The organism is Kouleothrix sp., assembly GCF_046328425.1.
In the GTDB taxonomy this organism is placed as follows: Bacteria; Chloroflexota; Chloroflexia; order Chloroflexales; family Roseiflexaceae; genus Kouleothrix.
In genome coordinates this window covers 197,407-215,176 of record NZ_JAXLWP010000003.1, presented here as the reverse complement: position 1 = coordinate 215,176, position 17,770 = coordinate 197,407, and the positions used below count along the sequence as shown (strand labels likewise).

General features: G+C 66.3%; 12 protein-coding genes. 1 reads left to right on the top strand and 11 read right to left on the bottom strand.

What is annotated here, in order from left to right; translation table 11 throughout:
• Positions 1-881: 881 nt before the first annotated feature.
• Entirely contained in the window at positions 882-1,994 is a 1,113-nt protein-coding gene (locus U0177_RS00880) for a type I restriction endonuclease (protein ID WP_409568690.1), read from the bottom strand.
• Positions 1,995-2,591: 597 nt separating this feature from the next.
• Positions 2,592-4,154, bottom strand: coding sequence for a 2,3-bisphosphoglycerate-independent phosphoglycerate mutase (gene gpmI, locus U0177_RS00875; protein WP_409568689.1), 1,563 nt, complete (start codon positions 4,152-4,154; stop codon positions 2,592-2,594).
• Between the two features lie 881 nt (positions 4,155-5,035).
• Between gpmI and U0177_RS00870 the strand changes: the two genes are divergently transcribed.
• Entirely contained in the window at positions 5,036-5,254 is a 219-nt protein-coding gene (locus U0177_RS00870) for a hypothetical protein (RefSeq protein ID WP_409568688.1), read from the top strand.
• A gap of 704 nt (positions 5,255-5,958) precedes the next feature.
• Here the strand turns inward: U0177_RS00870 and U0177_RS00865 are convergent.
• From U0177_RS00865 to U0177_RS00825, 9 genes are all read right to left on the bottom strand, one after another.
• Positions 5,959-6,261, bottom strand: coding sequence for a hypothetical protein (locus tag U0177_RS00865; RefSeq protein ID WP_409568687.1), 303 nt, complete (start codon positions 6,259-6,261; stop codon positions 5,959-5,961).
• Between the two features lie 60 nt (positions 6,262-6,321).
• Complete coding sequence (locus U0177_RS00860) at positions 6,322-7,533, bottom strand: S8 family peptidase (RefSeq protein ID WP_409568686.1); 1,212 nt, start codon at positions 7,531-7,533, stop codon at positions 6,322-6,324.
• A 94-nt stretch (positions 7,534-7,627) separates the two neighbouring features.
• A complete protein-coding gene (gene secA, locus U0177_RS00855) occupies positions 7,628-10,648 on the bottom strand; it encodes a preprotein translocase subunit SecA (RefSeq protein WP_409568685.1) in 3,021 nt (1,006 codons plus the stop codon).
• A 338-nt stretch (positions 10,649-10,986) separates the two neighbouring features.
• A complete protein-coding gene (locus U0177_RS00850) occupies positions 10,987-11,595 on the bottom strand; it encodes a Yip1 family protein (RefSeq protein ID WP_409568684.1) in 609 nt (202 codons plus the stop codon).
• Between the two features lie 177 nt (positions 11,596-11,772).
• On the bottom strand, positions 11,773-13,242 hold the full coding sequence (locus U0177_RS00845) for a VanW family protein (protein WP_409568683.1): 1,470 nt from the start codon (positions 13,240-13,242) through the stop codon (positions 11,773-11,775).
• 142 nt (positions 13,243-13,384) lie between these two features.
• Positions 13,385-14,914 carry a molecular chaperone DnaJ gene (locus tag U0177_RS00840; protein WP_409568682.1) on the bottom strand — a complete coding sequence of 510 codons (1,530 nt, stop codon included), beginning with the start codon at positions 14,912-14,914 and terminating at the stop codon, positions 13,385-13,387.
• Between the two features lie 105 nt (positions 14,915-15,019).
• Positions 15,020-15,781 carry an FHA domain-containing protein gene (locus tag U0177_RS00835; RefSeq protein WP_409568681.1) on the bottom strand — a complete coding sequence of 254 codons (762 nt, stop codon included), beginning with the start codon at positions 15,779-15,781 and terminating at the stop codon, positions 15,020-15,022.
• Positions 15,782-16,020: 239 nt separating this feature from the next.
• Positions 16,021-17,406, bottom strand: a complete 1,386-nt coding sequence (locus U0177_RS00830; RefSeq protein WP_409568680.1) for a BTAD domain-containing putative transcriptional regulator — start codon at positions 17,404-17,406, stop codon at positions 16,021-16,023.
• An 85-nt stretch (positions 17,407-17,491) separates the two neighbouring features.
• The gene (locus U0177_RS00825; protein WP_409568679.1) at positions 17,492-17,722 is read right to left on the bottom strand and encodes a hypothetical protein; all 231 of its coding nucleotides are present in this window, start codon (positions 17,720-17,722) and stop codon (positions 17,492-17,494) included.
• Positions 17,723-17,770 lie beyond the last annotated feature (48 nt).

Below are 17,770 nucleotides of genomic sequence, written 5' to 3'. Positions count from 1 at the left end.
GCAGAAGCATGTGATGGTGTGCGGTCGAGGCAGGAGCGTACGCGCTGACGCTGGCACGGCATTCTTTCCCGTAGGGCGCGCATCGTGCGCGCCTTCGGTAGGGTGCGCTCGGGCCGCGCGGGCCGCAGGAGGCTGCCGCCAGCCTCCTGCACCTCGGCGCTGGGGCTTGCGCCCCAGACCCCATAATGAATGCTGGTGCGAGTGCTACGCCGGTGGCGCATGCCTCATGGCAAACCGACACCGTATTGTGCGCCGCAAGGCATGCGCGTACGGCGCTGACGCTGGCACGGCCTTTCCGTAGGGCGCGCATCGTGCGCGCCTCGGTAGGTGCTCGGCCGCGCGGGCCGCAGGAGGCGCGCCAGCCTCCTGCACCCTGGGGCTTGCGCCCCAGACCCCATAATGAAGGTGCGTGTGCTACGCCGGTGGCGCATGCCTCATGGAAAACCGACACCGTATTGTGCGCCGCAAGGCATGCGCGTACGGCGCTGACGCTGGCACGGCATTCTTTCCCGTAGGGCGCGCATCGTGCGCGCCTTCGGTAGGGTGCGCTCGGGCCGCGCGGGCCGCAGGAGGCTGCCGCCAGCCTCCTGCACCTCGGCGCTGGGGCTTGCGCCCCAGACCCCATAATGAATGCTGGTGCGAGTGCTACGCCGGTGGCGCATACCTCATGGCGCGCCCAGGAGCTGAGTACAGCGTCAACGAAAGCCAAAAGCCGAGTACAGTGTCGACGAAATGATACGGTATTAGCTGACCCATCGAACGTCTATGTCATGCTGAACGCAGTGAAGCATCTCCATGCCTAGTCGGCGAGGATATGAAGTTTGACTTATTGTAACGAAGAAATACTTTGCAACTTTGTTTACAGACTACCAATAGTATGGCTATGTTGCCTTCTGTGGTGCCTTCGCGGCATCGTATCGTACAACTGTCGCTTTAAGGCGGCCGGCGTGCCCGTAGAGTTCGTCCATTTGGAGCAGAGGGATACGAGCTTCTTTCTCTCCATCAAAGAAGCCAATCGATTTCACTATACTATTAAAGTAGAGACGGCAGATCGGTTTGCGATTATTATCATCGAGCAGAATACCGCAGTAGCTTTGCACGTCGCGCATCACTACGCGCTTGACCGGCACAACCTCGCGGAGAATAGCACGAATGATGTAGAAGGCCTCAAGCTCCTCTGCTGTGGTCTGTATGCCCCCGTGCTCTGGCTCCGATGGCGTTGGTGTGGCGCTATTAGTCAAAACTACTAGCTCAGTGGGTGCGGGTGCGGGTGGTGCCGACTCGACAGCCAGTGCTGTCTTGAGGCGCTCATTCACTTGATCAGAGATGTATTGGCGCAAAGCCAGGCGCGTCAGCGCTGCGAACTGCTCGCGCACCTTCTGTGTCATTTTTCCAGTGTAGATCGGGGCGACGAAGAACTTTACGAACTCATCAGAAGGCTCAGCTAACTGCTCCGCAAAGATCCGCTTGATCTCGCGGCTGTATTTCAGTTCGTTAGCAGTTGTAAGGATGTTCGATAGATCAAATACTGACTTAGAGAACTTTTTCAGCTCTTCAACCGCTTGATCACGGAGATCGAGCATGGAGAACTCAAAAAATGGCTTCGCATCCATCTTGTTCGGAGCATCAAGATCAGTGTAGAACCAATAGACAATTCCATTAGTGAGTACACCAAAGCGAGCCTCGGTTACACTGAAATAGCGATACAGCTGTGAAGCGTGCACCTTACTTAGATCGGCCGCATGATGTTTGCACTCGAATAGCATGATCGGCTTTCCATCGCGTAGAATGGCATAGTCAACCTTTTCGCCTTTTTTAATGCCAATATCAGCATTGAGTTCAGGGGTAACTTCGGTAGGGTCGAAGACATTGTAACCAAGCGCGCTAATAAAAGGCATGATGAGCGCGTTTTTTGTGGCTTCTTCCGTCTGAATATACTCTAGCTGTTTGGGAATACGGGTGGCAAGCTCACGAATGCGATCGATGAAGTCCATTGATAGGTCCTTTGCAGCATTGTAATCGACGAGACGCTACAGTCGGATACTACAGAAATTGCTGGCGGTGCACTATCTATCACCACCAGTTTGCGATTAGCATTGCACTGACGGTTGTCAGTATGAACAGCGAGCTTCAAAGGCTCGGTCTTGTATGTTGTTGTGTGAGGACTGGGCTTGCGGGCACTACTGAAGAATAGTATACGCAAGAAATCGTGTAACTGCAATAGTCTATTTATAAAAGAAGACCCTGACTTTGATGTTGAGATCGGGTATTGCTTAGCTCTGCGGGCGGTGCGCCCATCGGCCTATGGCCCAATCGCTAGGAGATCTCTTATACTACAGAGCCGAAACATATTGCATACTCGCCGGAATGGCCAATTCACTCGCCGGAATGGCCAATTCACTCGCCGGAATGGCCAACTCACTCGCCGGAATGGCCAACTCACTCGCCGGAATGGCCAATTCACTCGCCGGAATGGCCAGTGCAGTTGCCGGAGTGGCTCGGCTTCTTCGCAGACAACCCGAAGAAAAAATTCGGGGAGGCTATGCCTCCCCGAGAGCCGCCCGGCGCGGGCCACCTGCTGTGCCAACGGTTCAGCGCACAAGCAGGCTGCGGCCGGTCATCTGCGGCGCCAGGCCGATGCCCAGCAGCTCCAGCAGCGTCGGCGCCACGTCCGAGAGCCGCCCGCCCGATCGCAGCGTCGCGCCGTCGAGGCCCACGCCCGGCGCGGCCACCAGGATGCACGGCACCGGGTTGGTGGTGTGCGCGGTATGCGGCCCGCCGGTGGCCGGGTCGATCAGCAGCTCGGCGTTGCCGTGGTCGGCGGTGATCAGCGCGACGCCCCCGGCTGCCACCACTGCGTCCACCACCGCGCCCAGGCAGGTGTCCACCGTCTCCACCGCCTTGATCACCGCCGGGATCACGCCGGTGTGGCCGACCATATCGGCGTTGGCGAAGTTCACAATAATGAAGTCGTACGTGCCGTCGGCCAGCACTTTGAGGATGCCATCGCGGATGCCGTAGGCGCTCATCTCGGGCTTCAGGTCGTACGTCGCCACGTCTTTGGGCGATTGCACCAGCAGCCGGTCTTCGCCGGGGAACGGCTCTTCGCGCCCGCCGTTGAAGAAAAACGTCACGTGCGCGTACTTCTCGGTCTCGGCCACGTGCAGCTGGCGCAGGCCGGCGCTGCTGATCACCTGGGCCAGCGGCACCTCCACGTCGGCGTTCTCAAAGGCGATCTGCACCGGCAGGCCCTTCTCGTACTCGGTCATCGTCACGTACAGCAGGTCGTGCAGCATATCGCGCGCGAAGCCGTCGAAGTCGCGCAGCACGAACGCCTTGGTGATCTGGCGCACGCGGTCGGCGCGGAAGTTGAAGCAGACGATCGAGTCGCCGGCGTTGATCGTCGCCACCGGCTGGCCGTTCTCGGTCACCACTGCGGGCTTGATGAACTCGTCGGTCACGCCTTCGTCGTACGAGCGCTGGATGGCCGCATGGGCGCTCGCGGCGGGGCGGCCCACGCCCGACACCATCGCGTCGTAGGCCAGCTTGGTGCGATCCCAGCGCCGGTCGCGGTCCATCGCGTGGTAGCGGCCGGTCACGCTGGCCACCTTGCCGACGCCCAGCGCAGCCATGAAGCTTTCGAGGTCGCTCATGTAGCCGATCCCGCTCTGCGGCATGGTGTCGCGCCCGTCGGTAAAGGCGTGCACGTACACGCGGTCGAGGCCGTGGCGCTTGGCCAGCTCGAGCAGCGCTTTCTCGTGGTTCAGGTGGCTGTGCACGCCGCCGGTGCCCAGCAGGCCGATGATATGCAGCTGCGAGCCGTTGGCCTTGACGTGCGCCACCGCGTCGTTCAGCGCGTCGTTCTCGAAAAAGCTGCCGTCGGCGATGCTGTCGTCGATCAGCGTGATATCCTGCATCACCACGAAGCCGGCGCCGAGGTTCAGGTGGCCGACTTCGGAGTTGCCCATCTGGCCGATCGGCAGGCCGACATTCTTCTCAGCCGCGCCGAGCAGCGTCCAGGGCCGGGTCGCGCGCCAGTGGTCGATATTCGGCGTATTTGCCAGCTTGATGCCGTTGCCCTCGGTCGCTTCGCGCTCGCCCCAGCCGTCCATGATCGCCAGCAGCACCGGGCGCGGTCGATTCTGTTGAGTCACAACAACTCTCCCTTATCTACATGGTACACATAGGCCGTACGCAGTTGGGCCGCCTCATGTCTCATACAAAATTCGCTTGATCGCTTACACTTTCGTGGGGGTTGGGGCGGCGAAGCCGCCCCCCATACGCTAAGCGTAGTAGACAAGGACAGCTCTTGTGGTATGGTTGTTGTCGCCAAACCACAACCAAACACCGACAGGAGCCGCCCTGATGACGACTATACCACAGCTGGCCGCCACGCTTGCGGCGGTGTTGACCGAGGGCCGACCGTGCCGGCCGCCAGACCGGCTTGTTCAGCGCTCGGACGCCAAACTGACCGGCAGTGGTTCGTGCAAACGCTCGTGTTTGGCCTCGGTGCCGACCCGCAGGCGAGCTTGAGCGCCCTGACGCAGACGAGTGCCGCCGGGCGTAACCATCTCGCCCGAAGCCTTGCATCAGCGGTTTGACCGAACCGCCGCCACCTGTCTGGAACACGTGCTCGGGGCTGGTGGCGAGGTGCTGTGTGCTGACCCACTCAGCTTGCCCATCCTCGACCGCTTCGCCGAGGTGGTGGTGCAAGATAGTACCACGATCGCCTTGCCCGAGGCGCTCGCTGCGGTCTGGACCGGCTGCGGTATGGCACGCCCGACGCCGGCAACGCGGCGCTTAAGCTCCAGGTCGCCCTCGACCTGCGCACGGGCGCTTGCGCGGCCCGACCCTGCACGATGGCCGCGAGTCGGATGTCACGCCACCCTGCATCACGATCTGCCGCAGGGCGCGGTCCGGCTGGTGGATTGGGCTATTTTGACCTCGCCCTGCTGGCGGAGTTGGACGCGCGGGGCGTGTCCTGGTTCTCGCGCATGCAGGCACTGACCAGCCTGCAAACGGACGATGGACGCTGGTGGCGCCTGCCGACCTGCTGGCCGCCATGCCCGAGGCAACGCTCGATCTGCCGGTGCGGCTGGGGCGGGAGGCGCAGGTGCGGGCGCGCTTGCTGGCAGTGCGGGCACCGCAGGAGGTGGTCGACCAGCGCCGCCGCCGCTTGCGGGAGGAAGCCAAAGCGCAGGGCCAGATGGTCACGCGCTGCGCTTGGCCTTGGCGGCGTGGAGCGTGTTTGTGACCACCATCCCGCCGGACGGACTGACCGTGACGAGGCGCTGGTGCTGGCGCGGGCGCGCTGGCAGATCGAACTGCTGTTTAAGCTGTGGAAAAGCCACGGGCAGATTGATCTGGTACGGGACGTGCAGCCGTGGCGGGTGCGTGTGAATTGTATGGACGCTTGCTCAATCAAATTGTGCAGCATTGGCTGCTGCTCGTGAGCGGTGGATGCGCCCGCACGGAGCTGGGGCAAAGCGGCACAGACAATTCGTACGCATTGGATCGCGCTGGCAACGGCGATGGGGCAGCCCGCACGGCTGCGGGACGCGCTGACGACGCTGGCACGCTGTATTCAAGCAGGCTGCCGCAAGAACCGACGCAGGAAACATCCGTGTACCTTCCAGCGGTTTTTGATGAGTACCGATAGCTGTGTGGCGTAAGCTTAATGTGCATGGGGCGGCGAAGCCGCCCCCCAAATTTTTTGGTTGCACGACTGGCGTAGCCACGTCGTGCAACACAATCGATACGTGATCAAGCGAACAGCGTATCAATGCGGCGAGATACCAGCATCGTGTGTGCGCGGTTTTCGAAAACCGCACACCAAGAAAGTACCGCTCTGCCGAAGGCTGAGCGCGCCAGCTGCGTAGGCCCTAACACATACAAAAGGCGCCAGGCTATTATACTACCTGGCGCCGAGGGATCTTGTGGTAAAAGCTCAACCGGGGGTTAGATATACGGCTCCGAGGCGACGCGGTTGGCGCTGGCCACCTCCACGGCGGGCTGGCTGATCAGCTCGCGGATCACCTGCGACTGCGCGCGCACCACCAGCGCGCCGATGCGTGGCATGTAGTTCATCTCGGCGTCGGCGTCCTGGCCGCTGGCCCAGCGCATCAGCGCCTCGGCGTCGATCGGCCGCTGGGTGGCGGGCTCGTCCTGGCGCAGCAGCAGCACCGCCTCAACCGGCTCGTCGGCGCGCGCGGCGTCGAGCTGGTGTGTCAGGGCGGGGTCAACATGGCATGCTCGCATCATACCTACCTCCGGTTTGGTGCCACGGTTCGAGCTTTGATTATACGCCCAAAACGTAAAACTTCAAGTGCCGGTGAGCGCCGCCAGCGCCGCCAGCGGGTTTACCAGCCCATCGCCATAGCGCAGCGGGTCTTCGTCTTCGAGCTTGGCGCAGGTCTGGCGGATCGCCAGCTCGATCTGGTCGACGGTGGCCTCGGGCCGGGCCTGCCACAGCAGCGCGGCCACGCCGGCCACGTGCGGCGTGGCCATCGAGGTGCCGTCCATGGATTGGTAGCCGCCGCCGGGCTTGGCCGAGACGATGTTCACGCCGGGGGCCACCACATCCGGCTGGATCGGGTCGCGGTCGCGGTTGAAGCGCACGCTGCCGCTGAACGGCGCGACGTGGCGCGAGCGGTCGATCGCGCCGACCGAGAGCGTCTCGGGGTAGTTGCCGGGCGAGCGGCTGGTGCCCACGCCCTCGTTGCCGATCGCGAACACCGGCAGCACACCCTGCTGGCGCAGGCGGCGCGTCACCACCAGGAAGCTTGGGTCGTAGCCGCGCCAGCCGAGCGACATGCTCAGCACGCGCACGTTCTGCTCGAGCATCCACTCCATGCCGCCGAGCACGCGCGCCAGCACGGCGCCGCCCTCGACAACCAGGCCCGAGTAGAACTCGCACTCGGGCGCGACGCCGATGGCCCTGCGGGTCACCGGCTTGCCGGCGATCGTGCCGGCGGTGTGGGTGCCGTGCACGTCGCTATCGTGCGGCTGCGCGCCGTCTACCTGGTTGCCGAGCATGTCCCACTCGGCGAAGCCGGCGACGCGGCCCTTCAGCGCGGGGTGGCCGGCGTCGACGCCGGTGTCGAGGTGGCCGACGCGGATGCCCTTGCCGGTGAGGCCCTGGGCCCACAGCTTCTCGACATGCAGCGCCTGCAGGCCCCAGGTGAGCTTCTGGCGCAGCGCCGCGGCGGTCGTCTGCACCGGCCGCACAATGCCGACCGGGTGGCAGGCATAGATCGACTCGATCTCGGGGTGTGTCGTCAGCGCTGCGACGCCGTCGTGGTCGGCGAAGCCCAGGCTGATGCCGAGGCGCGCGAAGTGCCGCACCGAGGGCTGGGCCGCGTGCGGCACCGAGCCGCGCTCGCGCCCCTGCAGCACCACCGGCGCGGGCAGGAAATGGTTATCGATGCTCTCGAAATCCGGCCGGTGGGTCGACAGCACCACCATCTGGCGATGAACCACCAGCACCTGGCTAAAGCCGTAGCGTTCGAGCTGATCTTGCAGTTCGCGGTCCAACCCGGGCCTCACATCGTACCAGGAGCCACCAACCAAAAGCCAAGAACCCGCGGCGCGTGGTTCCTGGCTCGTGGCGCGTGGCTGTTGCTTGCTCCTACCGCTTCGGCCCCTTGCCGCGCTGGGCCTGCTGCGGCTGCTTGGCGCCCTTGCCGTTGCCGGCCGGGGCTGCCGGCGGCGTAGTGGCCGGCGGGGCGGCGCGCCCGCGCGGCGCGGCTGGCGCCGGGGTGCCAGTGCCGCCGGTGGCCAGCTGCGCCGACACCGACTGCTGCGCCGGGGCGGAAGGCGTGCTCGGCCCGCGCGCCTGGAGCAGCGCGAACAGCTCGCCCTCGCGGCCCTCGTGGCAGTGCTTGAACTTCTTGCCGCTGCCGCACGGGCACAGATCGTTGCGCCCGATCTTGGCCGCCGTCGGCTTGCGCACCGTCTTGGCGGCCTTGGCCTGCTCTTCGCTCTCGCCGGCGTGCTGGGCCTGCTGGAGGCGCTGCTGCTGCTCGGCCACCACCTGGCGCATGTACTGCTCGTACTGGAACGACACCGGGATGATCTGGTAGACGATGTCGCGCTGAATGTTGTGCTTCAGCTCGTCGAACATGCCGTAGGCGTTGCGCTGGTACTCGAGCAGCGGGTCGCGCTGGGCGATCGCCTGCATGCCGATCTCCTGGCGCAGGTCCTCCATGCCGGTCAGGTAGTCGATCCACTGGCGGTCGATCGCGCCCAGCATCATGCGCCGCTCGACGTAGCGCATATTTTCGGCGGCGATCGCCTCCTCGCGCGCCATGTAGTCGTCTTCGACCTTTTCGAGCAGCAGGTCCTCGATCGCCGGCCGCTCGAGCTCGAGCAGCGACTCAGGCGTGATCTCGGCCGGCAGCATCGGGTCGATCGTGCGCACCGCCCGCAGCAGCGCCTCGGTGTCCCACTCCTCGCCCTCGGCCTCGGGCAGGTGCTGGTCGAGCAGGCTGCCGATCTCTTCGCCGATCATCTGCAGGATGCGGTCGCGCATGTTCTGGCCCTCGAGGATCGCGCGCCGGTCGGCGTAGATAATCGTGCGCTGCTTGTTCATCACGTCGTCGAACTCGACGGTGTGCTTGCGGTAGTCGAAGTTCTGGCCCTCGACGCGCGTCTGCGCGCCTTCGATCGAGCGGTTGATCAGCCGCGCCTCGATCGGCACCTCGTCCTCAACGCCCAGCCGCTCCATGATCCCCTTCACGCGCTCCATCGGCCCGAAGCGGCGCATCAGCTCGTCTTCGAGCGAGAGGTAAAACCGCGACGAACCAGGGTCGCCCTGGCGGCCGGCGCGGCCGCGCAGCTGGTTGTCGATCCGGCGGGCCTCGTGGCGCTCGGTGCCGATGATGTGCAGGCCGCCCATCGCCACGACCTTCTCGCGCTCGGCCTCGGTGCGGCGGGCGGCCTCGGCGCGGGCCTCGCTCAGCTGCTCGGGCGTGGCGTCTTCGAAGTCGATCTTGCGCTCGGCCAGGATCTCTTCGACCAGGCCGTCGGGGTTGCCGCCGAGCAGGATGTCGGTGCCGCGGCCGGCCATGTTGGTGGCGATCGTCACCGCGCCGAGCCGGCCGGCCTGCGCCACCACGTGCGCCTCGCGCTCGTGCTGCTTGGCGTTCAGCACCTCGTGCTTGACGCCATTGCGCCGCAGCAGCTCGCTCAGCCGCTCCGACGTCTCGACCGAGGTTGTGCCCACCAGCACCGGCCGGCCGGTCTCCTGCATCTCCTTGATCTCGCGCAGCACCGCATCGAACTTGGCCTTCTCGGTGCGGTAGATCTGGTCGTCCTGATCCTTGCGAACCATGGCCTTGTTCGTCGGGATCACGGTGACGTCGATGTTGTAGATCTTGCCCAGCTCCTCGCGCTCGGTGTAGGCCGTGCCGGTCATGCCGCTGAGCTTTTTGTACATGCGGAAATAGTTCTGGAAGGTGATCGTCGCCAGCGTGACGTTCTCCTGCTTCACCGGAACATTTTCCTTGGCCTCAACCGCCTGGTGCAGGCCGTCGCTCCAGCGCCGGCCGGGCATCTTGCGCCCGGTGAACTCGTCGACGATCACCACCTCGCCGCCCTCGACGACGTAGTCGTGGTCGCGGTGGTAGACGAACTGGGCCTTCATGGCGTTGTCGAGGAAGTGCGTGAGCTGGTAGTACTTCGGGTCGTACAGGCTTTCGCGCTCGGGGATGCCCAGCGCGTGCTCCATCTTCGCGATGCCCTGGTCGGTCATCTGGATGCCCTTGCTGCGCGGGTCGATCATGAAGTCGCCGTCGGGATCGATGCCCTCTTTCTTCACCTGGTCGGGGGTGACGCTGCTGGGCTTGAGCATGGGCACCAGGCGGGCGAAGCGCCGGTACTCGTCGCTGCTCTCATGCGACGGGCCTGAGATGATCAGCGGGGTGCGCGCCTCGTCGATCAGGATGTTGTCGACCTCGTCGACGATCGCGTAGTGCAGCGGTCGCTGCACCAGCTGGCTCAGCTCGACGACCATATTATCGCGCAGGTAGTCGAAGCCGAACTCGTTGTTGGTGCCATAGGTAATATCGGCGGCGTAGGCCTCGCGGCGCGCGCACGGCCGCCAGTGCACCAGGCGCTGGTCCTCGGGGTTCGCGTCCGGGTCGATATACTCCGGGTCGAACAGCGCCGAGTAGTCGTGGGCGATGAAGCCGACGCTGAGGCCCAGCCGGTGGTAGATCGGCCCCATCCAGCCGGCGCCGACTTTCGCCAGGTAGTCGTTCACCGTCACCAGGTGGCAGCCGCGGCCCTCGAGCGCGTTCAGGTACAGCGGCAGGGTTGCCACCAGCGTCTTGCCCTCGCCGGTTTTCATTTCGGCGATCTTGCCCTGGTGCAGCACAATGCCGCCGATCAGCTGCACGCGGTAGTGGAACTGGCCGATCGTGCGGCGCGCGGCCTCGCGCACAGTGGCAAAGGCCTCGGGCAGAATATCGTCGAGCGTCTCGCCATCGGCCAGCCGGGCCTTGAACTCGCTGGTCTTCTCGGCCAGCTGCGCGTCGGTCAGGGCGCGGAACTCGGCCTCGAGCGACTCGATCTCGTCGGCGAGCGGCGCGATCTGCTTGACCACGCGGTCGTTGCTGTCGCCAACTATTTTCTTAAGAAAGTTGAACATCTATCTTCTCCGGTCGGCAGTCGGTAGTCGCCAGCCAGCGCGGTTGAGCCCGGCTGGCCGCCGGCTGACTACAGTAGGCCGGCATGTCGCAAACGCGCCCCTCGGCGCTCGATGCGCGAGGAGCGGCGTACAGCGGGCACGTAGCGCTTCGTCGTGCGGCGCATTGCGGGTTATTATACCCGACGCGCGGCGCGTTCGGCAAGTGAGCAGATTACTACTCCAGGCTGGTGCAATGTCAGTTTCCTGATTGCACGCGCCCTGACTGCCGCTGGCGCACAACAAAGCCGAGCCGCGCAAACGCGCGGCTCGGCCGGTACGATCGGGCGGCTGCCGAGTGATTACGGTGAGCTGAGCGCGCCCGAGGCGGCGGCGGCGCTGAGGCCGATCGCCGCCAGCACGAACGTCAGGATCGCGCCGGCGATCCACATCGCGATGATCGACAGCACGACGGTGATGATCGCCTTGTTCTGATCGAGGTTCATGCTCGAGCGGGTGGCCAGGTAGCCAAGGTACAGCTGGTACAGGCCGAGCACAAACGTAGCAGGCAGCAGCAGGCAGTTGAGGAGCGGGATGGCATTGACAATGCCGCTGACGGCCAGAATAGGCGCGGTGTAGAGCGAGGTGGTGTAGAACACTTCGTCCTGCGTTCCGGTGCCGCCCTGGCTCTTGCCGATCGTGTAGACGAGGAACGAGAACACGAAGAAGTTCAGCAGCGGGCCGACGATGCCAATCACCAGGCCGCCGATCAGGCCGCCGACGCCGCCGGTGAGTAGGCCGAACAGCGCGCCGACAATGCCGGCCAGCGCCGCCGCGACACCGACATAGATCAGGCCTTCGCGCTGGCCGCCGCGCCGCTCGAACTGCTCGAACGACTGCACGCTTGGCTTGGTCAGTACGGCGACGCTCTGGTTAAGCATGTCGCCAATCGATACGCCCTGAACAATCATAGCCGCGATCTCCTTTGCGAGGTACAAAATGCGTACGAACGGGCCACAGTATCACAGAGCCGGCTAACGGTTGGTCGATCTCCCCCTTTCTTACCCCGATTGTACATCAGCACGTCCGCGCCGGAGCTTGCGATTCGGTGACAATCGCCTGCTAGGCGCGCAATCCAGCTGCGGTGCCTAGAGCCCGTCGTCGGGCAAGGGCCGCGTGGGCGGTGCGAGCGGGCGCGCCTCGTACACCACCCGCGGGTCGATCACAGTGACGCCGGACGGCGGCAGCACGCCGGCGCCGTAGGTGTAGAAGTCGTTCCAGGGCTGGTAGTGGGTGAAGAAGTTGTCGAGGTGCTTGACGCTGCCATCGGGCATTGTGACGGTGCGGATCAGGGTGACGTCCATGCCGGCGCGGCCGTGCACCAGCTGGCGAACCTGGCCGCTGCTCAGCTGGTGGTCGTACTGCCAGGTGGCGCCGCCGGGCTTCACGACATTTTTGGTGAACGGCCCCTCGTAGCTGACGCTCCGGCCGTCGCTGGTGCCCCACAGCTCAAACGTCACCGTCGAGGCGGCGAGGTCGGCCGCAGTGGCGATGGTGATCGGGCCGGGCGTATCGTTGCGCCACTTGAAGTCGCGCGTCGGGCTGAACACCGTGGCGTCGAAGCCCAGAATATTTTCGTAGAAGTACACCACGTAGGTGTGGCCGGCGCGCTCGGTGATCTCCATGCCGGCGTTCGACGCGGCGCGGAACAGGGTGGTGGCCACCTGGCACAGCCCGCCGCCGACTACCTTTTCGAGCTTGCCGCCGACGATCGCGTAGCCTTCGACAAAGCCTTCCTCTTCGGAAAAGTTGCCGGCGCTCAGAAATGAGTGTTCCTGGCCGGGCTGCACCACCACGCCGTCGAACAGCGCCGCCGCGCGCGCGATATTGTCGCGCCGCTCGGCCGCCGAGGTGCGAAAGCCGGTGACGGCCCGCCCCAGCAGCACCAGCGGCTGGGCCGGCGCGGCCTGCGCCTGCGCGGCCGGGCGCTCGTTCAGCAGCTGGCGGCCAAGCTGGCTGAGCTGGACTTCGTAGGGCGTGCCGGCGTTCTCGGGGTGCAGCTCGAAGCGCGCGCGCTCGAAGTACTGCACCACGTAAAATTTGCCGTCGAGCGGGTTGATCTCGCCGAACTCCTCCGAGATCGGCAGCCCAAACGCGGCGAGCCCGCCGCGCCCCTGCCAGAAGCCGCGGAACGAGCCGCCCAGCGAGTGGCCGCTTTCGGCGAAGAATGTGCGGTCGGCTGCGGGCGCGGCCGCGAGCCACTGAAATGCGGGCTCGGCGCGCCCCTCGGTGAAGTGCCGGCCGAGCAGCGAGAGCGACACATAGAACTCGGGCGGAAGCTCGGGGTGCAGCTCAAAGCGCGCGCGCTCGAAATACTGCACGCGTATGCCGTCTTCGTCGAACACCTCGGTGAGCGGCAGGCCAAAGATGTCGATGCCGCCGTGGGTGTCGTAGAAGCGCTTGATCGCCAGGCCGACGTTGTGGCCGGTTTCGGGGAAGTAGGCGAACCCGCTGCCGCCGGCCGGCTGCGCGCCGACCGAGCGAGCGAGCGCTGGCACGGCCGGCGCGAAGTTCAGTGCGACGAGCGCGACAATCAGCAGCTGGATACGTCGGTGCATTGGGAACCTCGGAATGTGGCCGGGCAGTTGGCGATTGCGGGGTATGGATGCGCTAGAGATATGGTGCTATGGCGCGCGCTGTGCCAGGCAAGAGTTCTACGCTGCCGAGTATAGCATAGATAGGGCTAACTACCAACAACCGCTAGGCGCCTAGCTCGCGCAGCACGTCGTCGGCAGTTGCGCCGCCGGCGCGCAGCGCGGCCGCCTGGGCTGCGACCTCGCGCGCTTGGGCGGGCTGGCGGGCGCGCAGGTAGGCCGCGCACAGCATCAGCAGCGCCCGCTCGTCGCGCGCGTCGAGCGCCAGGGCGCGGCGGCAGGCCTCGGCCGCGCCGGCTGTGTCGCCGTGGCTCAGCGCCAGCGCTGCCAGGCCGCGCCAGGCCGGCGCCAGCCCGGCGTCGATCGCCGCCGCGCGCCGTAGTTCGGCCTGGGCGCTGGCGTGGTCGCCTTCGTCGCGCGAGAGCAGCCCGCGGCACAGGGCGGCCAGGGCCGCGTGCTGCGTGCTGGCCGCGCCCAGCCGGTCTAGCGCCTCGAGGCTGCGCAGCGCCAGCCTGAGCGCGTGCCCGCCCAGAGCCAGCGGGTCGTCGGCGCCGAGCAGGGCGCGCACGTAGGCCCCGTGGGCGGCGGCCGAGCCCGGCAGCGCCGCCACGGCTCTGCGCAGCGGCTCAAGCGCCTGGCGCGGCAGCCGGGCGTCGAGGTAGCCCAGGCCCTGCTTCAGCAGCGCTGCGGCCTGCCCGGCCGATACGCTCTCGCCGCGCTCTTCGGCCATGTCGGCGCGCGCCAGATCCTGCAGCTGGCGCAGCGAATCGAGCCTGCCGTGGTCGTACAGCCCCTGGCGAAAGGCCAGCAGCAGGGCATCGTAGCGCGAGCGGCGCTGATCGTCGCGCAGGATGCGCCGCGCGACCTCGACCTCGTCGGCGCGCGCGTCGCGCTCGGCCGGGGCGTAGCCTGGCGCGAGCAGGATGGTCTTCTGGCGCACGAGGCACGCCGCGTCGACGTCGGCGGGCGAGGGTGGGCCGGGCGGCACGAGTGGCCCGGCGCCGGCCCGGTCGGGCGCGCCGTCGACCTTCCCGCTCAGCCCACGGCTCAGCGGCGCGCGCGCGGGCCGGCCGCTGGGCGGCAGCAGGTGCTCGGCATTCAGCCCGACCAGCGCGTAGTAGTCGATCGGCTCGGCCGCCGGGGCCGAGCCGGGATGGTTGGCCGGCGGCGCGTTGGGGGGCTGCGGGGCGGCGGGGCGCGGCGTGCCGCAGAACGCGCAGCGCGCAGCGTCGGGCGGCAAGGGCGCGGCGCAACCAGCGCAGCGCAGCACCGCGTTTGTCACCGTCGGCGCGCCGCTGGCGCGCAGGTCGTCGTACACCTGGCGCAGGCGCGGGTCGGTGAGCGTGCGCCCGGCCAGCTCGAGCAGCTCCAGCCGGCGGGCCGGTTCGGGCGCGAGGCCGCGCGGGTCGTCGGGGAACAGCACGCGTAGCTGGCGGTAGCGCCGCGCGATCGACCGCGTATCGTCGGGCGGGGCCGCGCCGAGCAGCAGGTAGAAATCGAGGCCGTTGGCGATCGCGCGAGCGATCTGCGGCGTGCCAAGGTCGAGCTCGCGGAACAGGCCGCGCGTGAGGGCGCCGCAGGAAGTGCAGATGCCTTCGTCGTCGAGCGGCGCGGCGCATGCAGGGCAAGGATGCATAGGCGTTGTGCCGTGAGAATACCGAAGCCAGGGGCCGGAATGCTCGGCGCAGCGTGCCGCAATGGCGTGCTCTTTGGCCTCCGGCGCCTGGCTTGGCGCTTGTGGCTACTCTTGGTAGCGCAGCAGCAATTTGCCAACCGTGATCTGGTCGCCATCGCGCAGCGGCTGGGGCTGGCGCGGAGCGAGCTTCTGGCCGTTCAGCGCGGTGCCGTTGGTGCTGTCGAGGTCTTCGAGCTGCACTTGGCCGCCCTGCACCAGCAGGCGCGCGTGCCGCCGGCCGACGCCATTATCGAGCGCGCCGTAGGGGTTGAGGTCGACATCCGGGTAGAAATTGCTCACCGGGTCGGCGCGCCCGATCTGCGCCTGAGCGGCGGCCGGCAGCGGCACGGTGGCGCCGCTCGCCACCACCACCAGCCGGGCGGGGGCCAGCGTGCTGCGTGGCGGCGTGTAGGGCACGGGCGTATGCGGCTGCTGGATCGGCGGCGGCGTATAGGTTGCGGGCGGCTGGCTCGGCGCGTAGCTCGCGGGCTGCGGCGGCGGGTAGCCGGGCTGCGGCGGCACGCCAGCGCTGTAGGGCGGCGTGGGCGCCGATGCGGCCGGCCTGGCCGGCGCGTTCAGCGGCGCGCCGCAGTTATCGCAGAACGCCTCGCCGGGGATCGCGGCGGCGCCGCACTGCGGGCAGCTCAGCGCGCCAGCGCTGGCCGGCACCGCCGGCGCCGCCGTGACAGGCGATGGCGGCGCGGCCGGCATTGCCGGGGTCGTAGCCGCGGCGGGAGCGGCCGGCACCGGGATCAGCGCCGCGCCGCACTGATCGCAGAAGCGCGCGCTGGCCGGGTTGTCGACCCCACATTGCGGACAAAAAGGCATATCGGGAACCCCTCGCTAATCATGTATATAGTCGAAGCTCTATGAATTATACGCCATGAGGGCTGCCGGAGTTGCGCTAGCGCCGAGCCTTATCATGCGCTCTTGGTTTGATCACGTATAGATTGTCTGGCGCTGCGTGGCTTCGCCACGCAGTGCCAGACAAAAAGAAAGTTCGGGTGCGGCGAAGCCGCCCCGAACTCCCACTATAAGGCAAGCGTTCAGCTAGGAACAGCGCCAGGCTATATCGCTGTCGGGTAGGCTTTGGCGGCGGGGAGGCGGTGGCGAGTCGGGTGCGATTGAACCACCTGGAATACCGCCAGCGGCTGTTTCAGCTCGTCGAACGTGTACGTGCCGCGCGCCTTGTAGGCAACCCGCTCCAGCGCGCGCCGCTCGGTGGTCCCGCTTATCAGGATGGTCGCCGGCGCGGCCAGCGATTGTAGGCGGTGCACCGCCATGAGCGGCAGCCCCACAATGCCGATGGCCGCGTGGGGCATATCGTATTGCTCGGCCACAATCACCCGCCCGGTGTGAATGCCGATCTGCGCCGTGAGCGTGGGCGTGCGCACCACCGGCGAGGTAAACTGGTTGAGCGCATCCATAAGGGCCAGCGCGGCACGCACCGCGGCGAGCGCAGGGTCGCTGATCTGCGGGGCGCCGAACGCGATCAGGACGCCGTCGCTGCGCTGCTCGGCGATGCGCCCGCCGAACTGCCTGGCGATGTCGCTATACAGCGCCTGCAGCGAGCGCGTGACCTCGCCCAGCGCGTCGAGGTCGAGGTGCTCGGCCAGGGCTAGCAGTCCGCGCACCTGGCATGCCAGCAGCGTCAGGTGGCGGCGCTCGGTCGCGGGAGTGCGCGGCGGCTCGGGCTTGATCTCCGGGGCTGGGAAGCGCCCGGCCTTGATCTGCTCAAACAGCTGGGTCGTCTCGATCGCGGGCTTGGCGCCTAGCTCGGCGTGAAGCATGCGCTTGCATGCCTGGTACTGGAGCAGCGCGGCGCTCGGCTGGCCGCTCTGCGCCAGCAGGCGCATGAGCTGGCGGTATGTATCCTCGCGCAGTGGATCGAGCGCGAGCAGCTGCGTCGCGCATGCGAGTGCGGCGCTGTGCGCGCCACGGGCCGTCAGCTGCACCGTAAGCTCGTGCAGGGCATGCAGCATGCGCTGGCGTATGCACTCGCGCTGGATCAGCAGCCACTCTTCAAAGGCCGGAGCCTCGCGCACATGGAAACCTTCGAGCAAGTCGCCGCGATAGCACTTGGCAACCTCCAGCAGCTCATCGGTGCTCGCCTGCGATGCCGCGGCGCCGGGCTGAACGTGCAGCTGGATCTGCTCGACATCGAGCCAGTACGGCGCGCTGCGGTCGAACTCGACGGTTTCGCGCGTAATGCGCAGGTGCGCGCCAACCACCTGGCGCAAGTTCGTGAGCACGTGGCGAAGATTCATGCGCGCATCGGTTTCGGGAAGCTCGCCCCAGAGCAGGCCGGCCAGTGCGGCGCGGGCATGCGGGCGGGCGGTCAGCGCAAGGTAGCACAGCAACGCCTGGGCCTTGCTCGATACAAAGCCGGTCACCGGCTGATCCGCGCGGACGATCTGCAGCGACCCTAAGACCGTGATACGCAACATATCCATAGAGCCTCTTGAACGTTACGCTAGGCCGATACTGGTGGTGCGATAGGTGGGGTGGCGACGAGATGGGCAATGGTGCTGGATGTTCTCATGTGGTGGTTGGATCGCCGGGCGCGGGATCTGAACCAGGAAGCGGGCGCTGCTCGGTCAGGCGGAACAGAAAGATCGCCAGCTGCTCGAGATCGGCGAACCCGATCCGTTCCTGGCTGCCACTTGCACGCAGCGATGCGCGCCAGGGCGCATTGGGGTGCTCGCGCCATACATGCAACACGTATGTATGGCTCAAACCTTCATCTGAAGCAAGAGCGCGTGTCGCCATCGCCTGTCGGTTTCTTCGGAATTCTTGTATACTCGCTATAGGTCAGGT